Genomic DNA, 15,363 nt, shown 5'->3' on the forward strand with positions numbered 1-15,363 from the left:
TCCTAATTATATTATTCAGGACGGCTATAGTTAGGAGCCTCACTAGTGATAGTGATATCATGTGGATGACTCTCCAACACACCTGCATTTGTGATACGAGCGAACTTGGCATTGTGCAAGTTCTCGATGGTAGCAGCACCACAATATCCCATACCAGAACGCAAACCACCAATCAGCTGGTAGATGACCTCCTGGACAGTTCCCTTGTAAGGCACACGACCAGCGATACCCTCTGGAACCAATTTCTTGGCATCCTTGGTATCACCCTGGAAGTAACGGTCCTTAGAACCATTCTTCTGTTCCATAGCCTCCAAAGAACCCATACCACGATAGCTCTTAAACTTACGGCCATTGAAGATAATGGTATCACCAGGACTCTCCTCGGTACCAGCAACCAAAGAACCGATCATGACGCAGCTACCGCCGGCAGCCAAAGCCTTCACAACATCACCTGAGTAACGAAGACCGCCGTCAGCTATCAAAGGCACACCAGTACCCTTAAGAGCAGAATATACATCATAAACAGCACTCAACTGTGGAACGCCAACACCGGCAACCACACGAGTAGTACAGATAGAACCAGGACCGATACCTACCTTAACACCATCAGCACCATTCTCTACCAAATACTTGGCAGCCTCACCAGTAGCCACATTACCTACCACAACATCTACCTGCGGGAAGGCAGCCTTAACTTGCTTGAGCTTCTCAACTACACCCTTAGAGTGACCATGAGCAGTATCGATAACGATAGCATCAGCACCAGCCTCAACCAAAGCCTTGGCACGATCCAATGTATCTACAGTAACACCCACACCGGCAGCCACACGAAGACGTCCCTTGGCATCCTTGCAAGCCATAGGTTTGTCCTTAGCCTTTGTGATGTCCTTGTAAGTTATCAAACCTACCAGGTGATTCTCGTTGTCAACTACAGGGAGTTTCTCAATCTTATTCTCCTGCAGGATGGCAGCAGCAGCAACCAAGTCGGTCTGGATGTGAGTGGTAACCAAATTCTCGCTAGTCATTACCTCATCAATCTTCTTGTCCATGTGGCGCTCAAAACGAAGATCACGGTTGGTAACAATACCTACAAGATGATTTTCATCATCTACCACAGGAATACCACCGATATGATAATCATGCATCATATCAAGAGCATCCTTCACTGTACTGCCACGACGGATGGTGACAGGGTCATAAATCATACCATTCTCAGCACGCTTCACAATAGCAACCTGACGAGCTTGCTCCTCAATGGTCATGTTCTTGTGAATTACACCGATACCACCTTCACGAGCGATAGCTATCGCCATTGAAGCCTCGGTAACGGTGTCCATCGCTGCTGTAACGAATGGAACGTTCAACTCGATGTTACGAGAGAACTTGGTTTTCAACTCTACCTGTTTTGGTAGTACCTCTGAATACGCAGGGATAAGAAGGACGTCGTCGTAAGTGAGACCGTCCATTACAATTTTATCTGCAACAAATGATGACATATTGTAACCTTTAAAAATTTATTGCGTGCAAATTTAGCAATAATTTCTCAGATAGAGTTCGCTTTTCACGAAAATCTTACCTTATTAATGCTATTTAACGTGATTAGTTGGCTTGTTCGGACAAAAACTTGATTCTGACGAGTCGAATTTCGTCTTCATTGTAGTCTTCACCCAATTCATCTTGAGCCGCATTCAAATCATCAGTATCGCTCTCCATGAAGTAATCGTAGATATCATCTACATGGTCATCATCCACAACTTCCTCTATGAAATAATCGATATTCAGCTTGGTACCGCTGTAAACGATTGCCTCTATTTCGTCAAGCAATTCTGAGAAATCCAAACCTTTTGCTTCTGCCAAATCATCAAGATCTATCTGGCGGTCTATGCTCTGAATGATGCTTACCTTCAAGACTGATTTCTTGGCAACTGTCCTGACACGTAATTCCTCAGGACGCTCTATCAGATTCTCTTCACAATACTGATTGATCAATTTACAGAACTCCTTACCATACCTCTTTGCCTTACCGGCTCCAACTCCCTGTATGTTCTGCAATTCCTGCATATCTACAGGATACATCGTTGCCATCTGTTCCAGAGAAATATCCTGGAAAATAACATAAGGCGGCAATTTATGCTTCTTTGCTACTGTCTTACGCAAGTCTTTCAACATGGAGAAAAGTGTCTGATCCAAAGCACCTGTATTATGCTCGCTCAGAGGCGCTCCATCAAAATCATCAGAGAATTCCTTATCGGCAACGATCATGAATGATTCAGGATTCTTAATGAAACGCTTACCCGCAGCTGTCAACTTCAAAAGGCCATAGTTCTCTACATCTTTCTTGAGATAACCGGCTATCAACGCCTGACGGATAACAGGATTCCAAACTTTAGAATCCATATCTTCTCCTGCTCCAAACTCCTCCAGTTCATCATGCTTGTGAGAAACAATATCATCAGTAGCACGTCCCTTTACAAAATCGATGATATATTCCTGGCGGAAATTCTCCTTCACCGCAGCAACAGACTCCAAAACAACGAGCAGCGCATCCTTAGCCTCGAATTTTTCTGTAGGATGCAGGCAGTTGTCGCAGTTATGGCAGTTTTCTTCATGATATTCCTCACCAAAATAATGAAGCAACATTTTTCTGCGACAAACAGACGATTCTGCATAGGCAGCCGTTTCCTGCAACAACTGTCTGCCGATATCCTGTTCTGCTACAGGTTTGTTCTCCATAAACTTCTCCAATTTTCTGAGGTCTTTACGGGCATAGAAGGCGATACATATACCCTCGCCTCCATCACGTCCGGCTCTACCCGTTTCCTGATAATAACCTTCCAAGCTCTTGGGTATATCATAATGAATAACAAAACGGACATCAGGTTTATCGATACCCATTCCGAAGGCGATAGTAGCAACAATGACATCAATACGCTCCATCAGAAAATCATCCTGGGTTTGAGAACGGGTAGCCGAATCAAGACCGGCATGATAAGGAGCCGCTTTGATTTCATTGGCTTTCAATACCTCTGCCAATTCCTCTACTTTCTTACGGGAGAGACAATAGATAATACCACTCTTTCCTTTGTGTTGACGAATAAACATGATGATCTGACGATCGATATCCTTGTTCTTCGGGCGCACCTCATAATACAAGTTAGGGCGGTTAAAAGAACTCTTGAATTCTTTGGCATCCATGATGCCTAAGTTTTTCTTGATATCAGTACGTACCTTATCTGTTGCAGTAGCTGTTAGCGCTATCACAGGTGCAACACCTATTTCGTTAATAATAGGGCGAATACGACGATACTCTGGTCTGAAATCGTGTCCCCACTCAGAGATACAGTGAGCCTCATCAATGGCATAGAACGAAATCTTTACTGTTTTAAGGAACTCAACATTATCTTCTTTCGTCAAAGATTCAGGTGCAACATACAGGAGTTTGGTCGTACCATTGAGAATATCATTCTTCACCTTCTCAATAGCCGACTTATTCAATGATGAATTGAGATAATGAGCCACGCCATCACTTTCACTCAAACCATTAATAACATCTACCTGGTTCTTCATCAAAGCAATCAGAGGAGAAATCACAATAGCTGTGCCCTCCATAATGAGCGAAGGCAACTGGTAACACAAACTCTTACCGCCACCTGTAGGCATCAATACAAAAGTATCATTGCCACTCATCAAATTTCTGATGATTGCCTCTTGATCACCCTTAAACGAATCGAAGCCGAAATAATGCTTCAACTGTCCTGTAAGATTAACCTGTTCTGTCATATCCACCTATTATTATATTATATATGTCTATATATACGATTAAATAGCAATCAATTGGGCAAAATGCCCAACTGATTTATGCAGTTTCCAACTGTCCGAGATGAGATTTATCCAACTGTTGCTTGGTATACTCCAGCGTAACAGTGAATGATTTAACCTTCTCTGATGGAATCTCAAACATAGCATCCATCATCACAGCTTCAACAATTGAACGAAGTCCGCGAGCACCCAATTTATACTCTACCGCTTTGTCTACGATATAATCGAGAGCATCTTCATCAAACTTCAGTTTAATGCCATCCATCTCAAACAATTTCTGATACTGCTTGACAATTGAATTCTTAGGTTCAACCAAAATTTTGCGCAAAGCCTCCCTATCCAACGGATTGAGATAAGTAAGCACAGGCAAACGGCCGATAATTTCAGGTATCAAGCCAAAAGACTTCAAATCCTGTGGAAGGATATACTGCATCAAATCCTTCTTATCTATCTTAGCTACATTCTGAACCGAATTATAGCCTACTACGTGCGTATTCATACGCTGAGCTATTTTACGCTCAATACCGTCAAAAGCACCACCACAGATAAACAGGATATTCTTGGTATCTACATGGATATAATCCTGATCAGGATGCTTGCGTCCACCCTTAGGCGGAACATTAACCATGGTACCTTCCAAGAGTTTCAACAATCCCTGCTGTACACCTTCGCCACTCACATCACGCGTGATAGAAGGATTATCGCTCTTGCGGGCTATCTTATCAATCTCATCAATGAACACAATTCCCCTTTCTGCTGCAGCCACATCATAATCAGCAACCTGCAACAGACGCGACAAGATGCTTTCAACGTCTTCACCCACATAACCTGCTTCAGTAAATACAGTGGCATCAACAATGGTGAAAGGAACATCCAACATCTTAGCTATTGTACGCGCCAACAAGGTTTTACCTGTACCGGTACTACCAACCATGATGATATTACTCTTTTCGATTTCTACACCATCTTCATCCTTTGGCTGCTGCAAACGCTTGTAGTGGTTATATACAGCGACAGCCAAATTGCGCTTAGCCTGATCCTGACCAATGATATATTCATCCAGGTATTTTTTGATCTCTACAGGCTTTGGCACCTCTTTGAGAACAAACTTACCCTCCCCAGCTTTAGGAGCCAAGACCCCTGTAGACTGTATAATTTCATAAGCCTGCTTAGCACAATCTTCGCAAATGAAGCCATTGATACCCGTGATGAGTAATCTGACTTCATTTTCTGATCTTCCACAGAAGCTACATACTTTCTTTGGCATATTATAATTATTATCTCTTCTTGCGCACCTTATTATATATACGCATATTTACTTAAAACAATTCGTTATTTACGAACCAACACATTATCTATCATTCCATATTCCTTGGCTTCTTCAGCTGTCATCCAATAGTTACGGTCGCTATCAGCATAAACCTTATCATAAGGAGTATGAGAATGGTCTGAAATGATAGTATACAATTCCTTTTTCATCTTCAAGATTTCGCGAGCCTCAATCTCAATATCAGAAGCCTGACCCTGAACGCCACCTAATGGCTGGTGAATCATGACACGGCTATGAGGCAAAGCAGAACGTTTACCCTCCTGACCAGAAACGAGCAGCACGGCAGCCATAGAAGCAGCCATACCTGTACAGATAGTAGCTACATCGCTAGAGATAAACTGCATGGTATCATAAATACCCAAACCGGCAGTAACGCTACCACCAGGACTATTCAAATAGATAGAAATATCTTTGCCACTATCTACTGAATCCAGATACAGCAATTGCGCCTGCAATGTATTTGCGGTGTAGTCATCAATCTGTGTACCCAGGAAGATGATACGGTCCATCATTAAGCGAGAGAATACATCCATCTGAGTAACGTTCAGCTGACGCTCCTCCAAGATGTAAGGGTTCATATACTGAGCCTGTGCCTTAATTACATCATCAAGCACCATACCATTCATACCAAGATGCTTGGTTGCATATTTTCTAAAATCGTTCATATCTATATAGTATTTTACGTCTTAAACCATACGAAAAAAGAGGTTATCGACCCTTATTTCTCGTTCGGTGGAACAAAGATAATAAAAAAAGTCGATAACCTCGTATTTATTTGAAGTTTTTTTTCAAAAAAATGTTATTCCTGCATCATCTTGTTGAAATCTTCTACAGAAATCTCCTTTTCGTTAAGCTTTACTGCTGTTTTCAGAGATGCAGCCAACTTACGATCGATAGAGCGATCTACAAGTGCATCTGTAGCGTCACCCTTCTTGAGGATTTCCTTAGCATAGTTCTCAATGTACTCCTCAGGAATGTTGTTCATACCATACTGAGCGAACTGAGCACGAGCTGCCTCCTTAGCTGTCTCCATCAGGTCATTGTCATCAACCTTGATATCCTGAGCCTTGATAAGCTGCTCCTTGATAAGATGCCATGTCAACTCCTTGATGCTCTCAGCATAGTTCTTCTCTACGAACTCCTCGCCCTTATCCTTGTTGTTAGCCAACATGATACGTTTCAAGAGTGCATCTGGGAACTGCAATTCACCTACCTTCTTCTCGCAGTGCTCGCGAACGTCGAGAATGAACTTATAATCAGAATCGTTAACGAGCTGTGCCTGCAAGCCCTCTGCAATCTTAGCACGGAAAGCTGCCTCGTCCTTCACGTCAGTATCCTCACCGAGAACCTGCTTAAAGAGCTCTTCGTTGATTTCATGCTTCTTGAAACGCTGGATTTCTGTAACCTGGAAGCTGAACTCTGACTCCAAGTCCTTAACAGCTTCACGCTCAATCTTCAGGAGTGAAGAAATCTCAGTATCGTTCTCTGGATAAGCCTTCTTAGGGTTGAATGTGATTACATCACCGAGCTTAGCATCGTTGAAGAGATTCTTCTGCTCGTCAACCTTGATGTAGCTAGGCATCAGGATAGCACCCTCTACAGTGATACCACCTTCCTTGGTATTGCCATTTTCATCAAGCTCACGCAAGTCACCCTTCAAAAGGTCATTCTCCTCGTACTTTTCAGCCTTCTCATAGCTACCTGCACGCTGAGCGTACATATCAATCTGCTGATCGAGAATCTTATCATCAACTGTGATGTTATAATAATCAACCTTGTCGCGACCATTGAGAGTTACCTTGAACTCTGGAGCAACAGCGATATCAAACATAAATGTGAAAGAAGTACCATTCTCCAAGTCAGCTGGCTCCTGCTTCTCTGATGGGAGAGGCTCACCGAGCATCTGGATATTGTTGTCCTGTACATACTTGTAAATCTGCTGACCAACGAGCTTGTTGATAGCTTCCATTTTTACAGATGGACCGAACTGACGCTTAATCATACCCATAGGAGCCTGACCAGGACGGAAACCTGGAACATTAGCCTTCTTACGATAATCTTTCAATGTCTTCTCGACATCATTCTTGTAATCTTCCTCTTCGACAACGAGGGTCAAAAGACCATTAATCTTGTCAGGATTTTCAAATGAAATTTTCATCTTGATATTTGTTATTTTATTATTGTTAATATTTTCTTTAATTCTACAGTTTTCGTGTATAACCGCAATTGGCTTGCAAAATTACACATTTTTAATGGATATACCTAATATATAAGAGAAAAAAATGATTTTTTAACCATCAGACGCTGCTTCTTTGGCTCTTTTTTGCTCATCTATGAGCTGAAAGTCCTTCTTTCTGAGCACAAAACTGTTACTCAGATACTTTTCGCGCACAATCTTATTCTCTGCCAATTCCTCTGGTTTGCCCTGGAAAAGAATCTTACCTTCGAACAGCAGATAGGCTCTGTCTGTAATGGTCAGAGTCTCCTGTACATTATGGTCGGTAATCAAAATACCGATATTGCGATACTTCAACTGCCATACAATATGCTGAATATCTTCTACCGCAATAGGGTCAACACCGGCAAATGGCTCATCGAGCATGATAAACTTTGGGTCAATAGCCAGGCAACGGGCAATCTCTGTACGGCGACGCTCACCTCCGGAAAGCTGGTCACCCTTGTTCTTACGAACCTTATTGAGACGAAACTCGTTAATAAGACTCTCTAACTTCTGCAACTGATAACTACGTGGTTTTCCTGTCATTTCCAAGACTGAAAGTATATTGTCCTCAACACTCATCTTGCGGAAAACACTGGCCTCCTGAGGCAGGTATCCGATTCCCGCACGGGCACGTTTGTATACAGGGAAATCAGTAATTTCCTGATCTCCCAGAAAGACATGTCCCTCATTAGGCACAACAAGTCCAGTTGTCATATAGAAAGAAGTTGTCTTACCAGCACCATTAGGTCCCAGTAATCCCACAATTTCTCCTTGCTTCACATTGATAGAAACTCCATTGGCAACCGTTCGTTTACCATAGCGCTTCACCAATCCCTCTGTTCGCAAAACCAGAGAATTCTGATTTTGCTGTTCGTTATTGTTAATTTCGTCCATAATTAGCTAATTTGGCTGCAAAAATACTAAAAATAAAGGAAATATCGCTTATAAAATCAAAAACTATTCATAATATTGCAGTTTTTTAGAGGATTTTGGTTAATTTTGCAGCAAAATTCAGTTTTATAATAGCATGTTAATAGAAAAATGGCTTACCACCTTCGGTAAATATCTCATATTGATGGGACGTTCTTTTTCCCGTCCTGAGCGCATGCGCATGTTCTTGAAACAATACATCAAGGAGATGTCGCAATTGGGTGTTGACTCTATAGGTATCGTCTTACTGATATCCTTCTTCATTGGAGCCGTTATCTGCATCCAGATGAAATTGAACATCCAGAGCCCTTGGATGCCACGATGGGTTTCCGGCTACACCACCCGAGAAATCATGCTTTTGGAGTTCTCATCAAGTATAATGTGTCTGATTCTCGCAGGCAAAGTGGGCTCTAATATCGCTTCGGAGTTGGGAACAATGCGTGTCACCCAACAGATTGATGCCCTTGATATCATGGGAGTGAACTCTGCATGTTACCTCATTCTGCCTAAAATTCTCGGTTTGGTTACCATCATGCCATTCCTGGTTATCTTCAGCTCTGGCATGGGTATCATCGGCGCCTATGGAACGGCGTATATTGGGCACATCCTACCACCAGACGACCTGACACTTGGCTTGCAACATTCATTTAACCAATGGTTTGTATGGATGAGCATCATCAAGAGTCTTTTCTTTGCATTCATCATTTCCAGCGTATCTTCTTATTTCGGTTATACCGTAGAAGGTGGATCTGTGGAGGTTGGAAAATCATCAACCGATGCTGTTGTCAGTTCTAGTGTTTTGATTCTGTTTTCAGATGTTTTCCTCACTCAAATTCTCTCGTAAACTATGATAGAAGTTAGAAATCTCACCAAGTCGTTTGGCGACAAGGTTGTATTAGACAATATAAACGTCACCTTTGAAACAGGAAAGACTAATTTGATAATCGGACAGAGTGGTTCCGGAAAGACCGTACTCATGAAGAATCTCGTAGGATTACTTCAGCCTACAAGTGGCGAAGTTCTCTACGATGACCGTGACTTCATCCGGATGTCAAAAAAAGAAAAAGTCCAAATGCGCCGCGAGATGGGAATGATTTTCCAAAGTGCAGCCCTGTTCGACTCTTTGAATGTACTTGAGAATGTCATGTTTCCACTTGATATGTTCTCTACCATGAATTACAGGGAGCGCGTAAAACGGGCTCAGGAATGTCTTGACCGCGTCAATCTGATAGAGGCTCAGCAGAAATATCCTGGAGAAATCTCGGGTGGTATGCAGAAACGAGTAGCTATTGCACGTGCCATCGTAATGAATCCGAAATACCTGTTCTGCGATGAGCCAAACTCAGGTTTGGATCCAAAGACCTCACTTGTGATAGATGAACTGCTTTCAGGCATCACCAAAGACTATAATATGACTACCATCATCAACACCCACGACATGAATTCGGTGATGGGCATTGGTGAAAACATCTGTTTTATCTACCAAGGTCATAAAGAATGGCAAGGCAACAAAGATGAAGTAATGACCTCAACAAACGAGAAACTCAACGATTTAGTCTTTGCTTCCGATCTATTCCGCAAAGTAAAGGAGGTGGAGCTGGAAGAAGCTAAAAACAAATAAAACAGTATCGTTCAAAAAAAGCCATCAGCCCAGAAACTGGCTGATGGCTTTTTTATTACCAAATAAATACTATCTCATTTTCCAGGCATCCTTGACCTCTACCGTAGGTACCACAATCTGTTCTTTAGTACTGTCACCATACACCACTTGCAAAAAAACATCAGCAACATGATGCGCTGTATCAGCCTTTGCATTCAGTACATTCACCTTAACCATACCTTTATGTTCATCTTGCTGCTGCTCAACAAACATTTTGGCATTCATCAGCAATTGATCCTGATAGCCATTTGGCAACCGATAAGGTTGATTGTAACCATCTACAAACTCCTTATACTTGCCCTCTAAAAGCAAATCATAATATCCCTTGGCTGCAATACCTGCAAGATAGCCAGGATCAGATTTCTCCTCCCTACAGGAAGAAAAAAACAATCCCATCATGAATATCATAAAAATCAAAAGTTTCTTCATTTTTATACACTTTGATTCTGCATTCTTCGCTTCATTTATTTACTTCTGACGAATGAAGACGTTGATAGGACAGCCATGTAATGACCAGTTCTCACGAATCTTATTCTCCAGGAAACGGCGATAGTTCTCCTTGACATACTGAGGCAAGTTTGCATAGAACACAAACGAAGGAATCGTTGTATTAGGCAACTGGGTGCAATACTTAATTTTGATATACTTACCCTTTATGCTCTGTGGAGGATATGCCTCGATAATAGGCAACATCACCTCATTCAACTTAGAAGTTCCAATATGAGCCTTACGGTTCTGGTAAACTTCCTTGGCAGTTTCCAATACTCGGAAAATACGCTGCTTAGTCAAGGCTGAAGCAAAGATGATAGGAAAGTCTACGAATGGGGCCATACGCTTGCGGATTGCATTTTCAAAAGTATCAATTACCTTCTGATTCTTCTCCTCAACCAAATCCCATTTGTTTACTACAACCACCAGACTCTTGTTGTTCTTCTGAATCAACTGGAAGATGTTCATATCCTGGGTCTCGATACCACGGGTAGCATCGAGCATCAGGATGCAGACATCACTATTCTCGATGGCACGGATAGAACGCATCACCGAATAGAATTCCAAGTCTTCGCTTACCTTGTTCTTACGACGGATACCAGCTGTATCAACCAGGTAAAAATCGAAACCAAACTTATCGTATCTGGTATAGATACTATCACGTGTAGTGCCAGCAATTTCTGTCACGATATTACGATCCTCACCGATAAAAGCATTGATAATGCTACTCTTACCAGCATTCGGACGACCTACTACCGCAAAACGAGGAATATCTTCTTCGATTGCCTCCTCCGGATTGTCCTGAAGTTTGTCCAGAATCATATCAAGCAAATCACCAGTACCACCACCTGTAGCAGCACTGATACACTGAGGATCACCCAAGCCTAACTTGTAGAACTCAGCAGCCTGATAATACTCAGCACTATTATCAACCTTGTTAGCAACAAGGATAACAGGCAATTTGGCACGACGCAAAATAAGTGCCACGTCTTCATCCCAATCAGTAAGACCAGTGTTAACGTCTACCAGGAAGAGAACCAGGTCAGCCTCTTCGGTAGCAACAAGCACCTGCTTGCGGATAGCATCTTCAAAAATATCATCAGATTTTACAACCCAACCACCGGTATCAACAACCGAAAATTCTCTACCATTCCAACTGCACTTACCATACTGACGGTCACGAGTAGTACCGGCAGTATCACTAACGATAGCGCGACGTGATTGAGTCAAACGATTAAATAAAGTAGACTTACCCACATTAGGGCGTCCTACAATAGCTACTAAATTTGCCATAAACAGTCATTATCCTCCTTCCTTTTAGGAGGTATTCAAGGATGTGGTCTCTGCATCCAAGTTAATAATTTGCCGAAGCTGACCTTGCTCCGGCCCTCGCTCTTTTGGCGAGAGTCACTCCCTCGATTACATTCAGGGAGGAGTTATTTTTGTTGATAGTTTATAGTTATTAAGGGCGTCTTTAAGCTATTAGCTCTTAACTATCAATTATTCCGGATTATATCCAAAGGCATCAAGTTCTCGCTGAGAGCTGCGCCAATCCTTATCAACTTTTACGAAAGTCTCCAAGAAGATTTTCTTGTCGAAGAACTTTTCCAAAGCCTTACGACTCTCGGTATTCACCTTTTTCAATGCAATCCCCTGGTGCCCGATGATGATACCCTTTTGGGAATCACGTTCAACATAAATCACCGCATTAATGTGGATACGTTTTTCATCTTCCTTAAATCGCTCCACTCTTACCTCTACAGAATAAGGTATCTCCTTATCATAATAGAGCAAAATCTTTTCTCGGATAATCTCTGAAACGAAGAAACGGGCAGGCTTGTCTGTCAGCTGATCCTTATCAAAGAAAGCAGGAGATTCCGGCAAGAGTTCCTTAATGCGCTTCAAGAGCATATCCGTTCCGAATTTATTTTTCGCTGAGATAGGAAGAATCTCAGCATTAGGCAACAAAGAGTGCCATTTTTCAACAATATCACCCAACTTCTTCGGATCACTCTGATCAATCTTGTTAATGAGCAAGAGTACAGGAATCTGCATTTTCTTAACCTTTTCCAAGAATTCCATGTTCTTTTCAGGGTTTTCTATCACATCAGTCACATAAAGCAGCACATCAGCATCCGCCAATGCACTCTCAGAGAAGGCAAGCATCATCTCCTGCATCTTGTAATTAGGCTTCAAAACACCAGGAGTATCAGAAAATACAATCTGCATATCATCAGTATTCACAATACCCATGATACGATGACGGGTTGTCTGAGCCTTAAAAGTTGCAATACTAATACGTTCACCCACCAATTGATTCATCAAGGTACTTTTTCCCACATTAGGGTTACCTACTATATTTACGAAACCAGCTTTATGCATAAAAAATTGAATTTAGCAAAATTTTACTATCAAGAAGTTAAGCTCTATTGTTTTTAAGCTAAAGAAACGCATCCTTACTTATTTATAGAGAAATAAGAAAGATGCGTTTCCTTATATAGATTATTATTCTATCCTATTTTTATAGATTACTTTCCGTAAGCAGCACCATCATACGCCCACTTATAGAAAGAAGCGCCATGTACAAATCCTGCACCAAATGCTGTGAAGATGACGTTATCGCCCTTCTTCAATTGGCTTTCAGCATCCCAGAGTGCCAATGGGATTGTTGCTGCACTAGTATTTCCATAATGATCGATGTTTACAACCACCTTATCAAGTGGAATTCCTGCACGCTTGGTTACTGCCTCGATAATACGGAGATTAGCCTCGTGAGGAATTACCCAGTTCACATCATCAGCCTTCAGATTGTTCATTTCCATGATCTTCATCACGTCGTTGCTCATATCTGTTACTGCGTAACGGAATACAGTACGACCTTCCTGATAAAGATAGTGCAGGCGATGATCAACTGTAAAATGTGATGGAGGGCAAACAGAACCACCAGCCTTCATGTGAAGGAAAGGCAAACCTTGTCCATCTGTACGAAGGTATGAGTTCTGAACACCAACGTTCTCCTCTTCAGTTGCCTCCACCAAAACCGCACCTGCACCATCTCCGAAGAGAACACAAGTAGCACGGTCTGTGTAATCTACCAATGAAGACATCTTGTCAGCACCAATCACAATAATCTTCTTGTATCTACCACTCTGAATCATGCTTGCAGCAACATCAAGGGTATACAAGAATCCACAGCAAGCTGCAGAGAAGTCAAATGCGAAAGCATTCTTCAAGCCCAGCTTACCGAGGACGATAGATGCTGTAGAAGGGAACTTGTAGTCAGGTGTCGTGGTTGTTACAATCAGTGCATCGATTGTATCTGGATCAACGCCAGTCTTCTGAATCAACTGCTTGGCAGCTTTACGCGCCAGATAGCTGGTTCCGAGGCCTTCCTCTGTAAGGATGCGGCGCTCTTTGATACCCACACGGGTGGTAATCCACTCATCTGTAGTATCTACCATGCGAGACAATTCCTCGTTGTTGAGGATATAGTCTGGCACGTAGCCACCGACACCTGTAATTACAGCATTAATTTTACCCATTATTCAGCTGCTTCCTTAACGATTGCAACCTTACCACGATAGTAACCGCAAGTAGGGCAAACAGTGTGGTATACATAGTATGCACCACAGTTAGGGCAAACTGCCAATGTAGGAGCTACTGCCTTATCATGAGTTCTTCTCTTAAGTGTACGTGTCTTTGACTGTCTTCTTTTAGGATGTGCCATAATTTTTAAATGTTTAAAATTTTAATTTTTATTTTTTCAATTTCAATAGAGCTTCCCAGCGTGGATCTACAGTTTCCTCTTCTTCCTCACCGCTTCGGGCGGCAGAATGCTCATTGAGCTTTTCAATCATAGCAGGGTTGCATTTTCCAGGTGCATGCACATGCTTGATGGGAATATTGAGATCTATAAATTCATAGATAAACCAGGCGACATCGAGTATTCCTTCGTTCTCGGCCACAGTCACCAGATCATCATCCTCTGAGTACTCTTCTCCGAATTTTACGACTAGCCTGTCATTAGTCTCAATGGTTTGATCCATATCGTCCAGACAGATGTCGCATGGTATGTGAACCACTCCCTCAGTATGGAAATTGAGTTCGAAGAAGTCATCCGTCCTATTGATAGACAGACTACTTGACAACTCGCCTCTCTGAACATCAGGAGCATCGATTGCCTCAAAATATTCATTGGTAAGCTTAAATTCCTTTTCGGTTATACCTTGAGGTAAAGCTTTCAAATCAATCTTAAAAGAATCTATGTTACACATATTCAATATATACTATATTGTTTCGGGCTGCAAAGTTACAAATAATTTTTGAGATAAAATAATTTTTTATGTAAAAATCACTAAAATCACTCATTATTAATTGATTATTCTTTCTTTAACTCGATTCTGAAGGTGGTTCCATGCCCAATTTCTGTACTTTTCACCCATATTTTACCATGATGGTATTCTTCTACGATTCGTTTAGCTAGTGATAAACCTAAGCCCCAGCCTCGCTTTTTGGTAGTAAAACCGGGACGGAATACATTCTTCAAATCCTTTTTTCTTATACCATTTCCTGTATCTGAAACTTCTATAATAGCTTTATCATCTATTTCTTCCACATGGAGCGTAATCTGTCCACCATTTGCTCCCATAGCATCAACAGCATTCTTCGACAGATTTTCTATCACCCATTCAAAGAGAGAGGCATTCATCTTAACGATAACATCCTGTTCAGGTATTTCCTTCACCAGTTTAACATTCTTCGATGTTCGACGATCCATGTAGTCTATAACATGATTCATCACTTCGTTCAAACTTGCAGGAACAGGTTCTGGCAGGGCACCTATCTTTGAGAAACGGTCTGCTATCAGTTGCAAGCGCTGGATATCCTTGTTCATTTCAGGAATGAGTTCGTCAT

Annotated in this window: 15 protein-coding genes (1 of these 15 running past the window's edge); 2 read left to right on the plus strand and 13 right to left on the minus strand. The window is 41.9% G+C overall.

The window, feature by feature from the left end:
- Positions 1-11: 11 nt before the first annotated feature.
- From guaB to lptB, 6 genes are all read right to left on the minus strand, one after another.
- Entirely contained in the window at positions 12-1,496 is a 1,485-nt protein-coding gene (gene guaB, locus FO447_RS09040; protein WP_089544985.1) for an IMP dehydrogenase, read from the minus strand.
- A gap of 103 nt (positions 1,497-1,599) precedes the next feature.
- Entirely contained in the window at positions 1,600-3,780 is a 2,181-nt protein-coding gene (gene recQ / locus FO447_RS09045; protein WP_118081426.1) for a DNA helicase RecQ, read from the minus strand.
- A 76-nt stretch (positions 3,781-3,856) separates the two neighbouring features.
- Entirely contained in the window at positions 3,857-5,086 is a 1,230-nt protein-coding gene (gene clpX, locus FO447_RS09050) for an ATP-dependent Clp protease ATP-binding subunit ClpX (protein WP_118200191.1), read from the minus strand.
- Between the two features lie 65 nt (positions 5,087-5,151).
- Positions 5,152-5,814, minus strand: coding sequence for an ATP-dependent Clp endopeptidase proteolytic subunit ClpP (clpP, locus tag FO447_RS09055; RefSeq protein WP_006848346.1), 663 nt, complete (start codon positions 5,812-5,814; stop codon positions 5,152-5,154).
- 134 nt (positions 5,815-5,948) lie between these two features.
- Positions 5,949-7,307 carry a trigger factor gene (tig, locus tag FO447_RS09060; RefSeq protein ID WP_200756101.1) on the minus strand — a complete coding sequence of 453 codons (1,359 nt, stop codon included), beginning with the start codon at positions 7,305-7,307 and terminating at the stop codon, positions 5,949-5,951.
- Positions 7,308-7,439: 132 nt separating this feature from the next.
- Entirely contained in the window at positions 7,440-8,264 is an 825-nt protein-coding gene (gene lptB / locus FO447_RS09065) for an LPS export ABC transporter ATP-binding protein (RefSeq protein WP_200756102.1), read from the minus strand.
- Between the two features lie 133 nt (positions 8,265-8,397).
- Here lptB and FO447_RS09070 point away from each other — a divergent pair, with 133 nt between their 5' ends.
- Positions 8,398-9,144, plus strand: coding sequence for an MlaE family ABC transporter permease (locus tag FO447_RS09070; protein ID WP_117728550.1), 747 nt, complete (start codon positions 8,398-8,400; stop codon positions 9,142-9,144).
- A 3-nt stretch (positions 9,145-9,147) separates the two neighbouring features.
- Positions 9,148-9,921 carry an ABC transporter ATP-binding protein gene (locus tag FO447_RS09075; protein ID WP_117694993.1) on the plus strand — a complete coding sequence of 258 codons (774 nt, stop codon included), beginning with the start codon at positions 9,148-9,150 and terminating at the stop codon, positions 9,919-9,921.
- Positions 9,922-9,990: 69 nt separating this feature from the next.
- Here the strand turns inward: FO447_RS09075 and FO447_RS09080 are convergent, their stop codons facing one another.
- From FO447_RS09080 to FO447_RS09110, 7 genes are all read right to left on the minus strand, one after another.
- The gene (locus FO447_RS09080; protein ID WP_200756103.1) at positions 9,991-10,389 is read right to left on the minus strand and encodes a hypothetical protein; all 399 of its coding nucleotides are present in this window, start codon (positions 10,387-10,389) and stop codon (positions 9,991-9,993) included.
- A 39-nt stretch (positions 10,390-10,428) separates the two neighbouring features.
- Positions 10,429-11,742: a ribosome biogenesis GTPase Der gene (der, locus tag FO447_RS09085; RefSeq protein WP_117694991.1), complete on the minus strand. Its 1,314-nt coding sequence runs from the start codon at positions 11,740-11,742 to the stop codon at positions 10,429-10,431.
- A 207-nt stretch (positions 11,743-11,949) separates the two neighbouring features.
- The gene (era, locus tag FO447_RS09090) at positions 11,950-12,831 is read right to left on the minus strand and encodes a GTPase Era (RefSeq protein WP_006848354.1); all 882 of its coding nucleotides are present in this window, start codon (positions 12,829-12,831) and stop codon (positions 11,950-11,952) included.
- Positions 12,832-12,977: 146 nt separating this feature from the next.
- Positions 12,978-13,991 (minus strand): beta-ketoacyl-ACP synthase III, encoded by a 1,014-nt coding sequence (locus tag FO447_RS09095; protein WP_006848355.1) that lies wholly within the window; start codon positions 13,989-13,991, stop codon positions 12,978-12,980.
- Positions 13,991-14,176 (minus strand): 50S ribosomal protein L32, encoded by a 186-nt coding sequence (gene rpmF, locus FO447_RS09100; RefSeq protein ID WP_006848356.1) that lies wholly within the window; start codon positions 14,174-14,176, stop codon positions 13,991-13,993. The genes FO447_RS09095 and rpmF overlap by 1 nt, the downstream gene beginning before the upstream one ends.
- A gap of 28 nt (positions 14,177-14,204) precedes the next feature.
- A complete protein-coding gene (locus FO447_RS09105; protein WP_118190142.1) occupies positions 14,205-14,723 on the minus strand; it encodes a YceD family protein in 519 nt (172 codons plus the stop codon).
- Between the two features lie 104 nt (positions 14,724-14,827).
- Positions 14,828-15,363: the end of a sensor histidine kinase gene (locus FO447_RS09110; RefSeq protein ID WP_200756104.1), read on the minus strand. It continues 631 nt past the right edge of the window; the window shows 536 of its 1,167 coding nt (coding positions 632-1,167); its start codon lies off the right edge, out of view; it ends in the stop codon at positions 14,828-14,830.

Origin of the sequence: Segatella copri, assembly GCF_015074785.1 — a bacterium.
In the GTDB taxonomy this organism is placed as follows: domain Bacteria; phylum Bacteroidota; class Bacteroidia; order Bacteroidales; family Bacteroidaceae; genus Prevotella.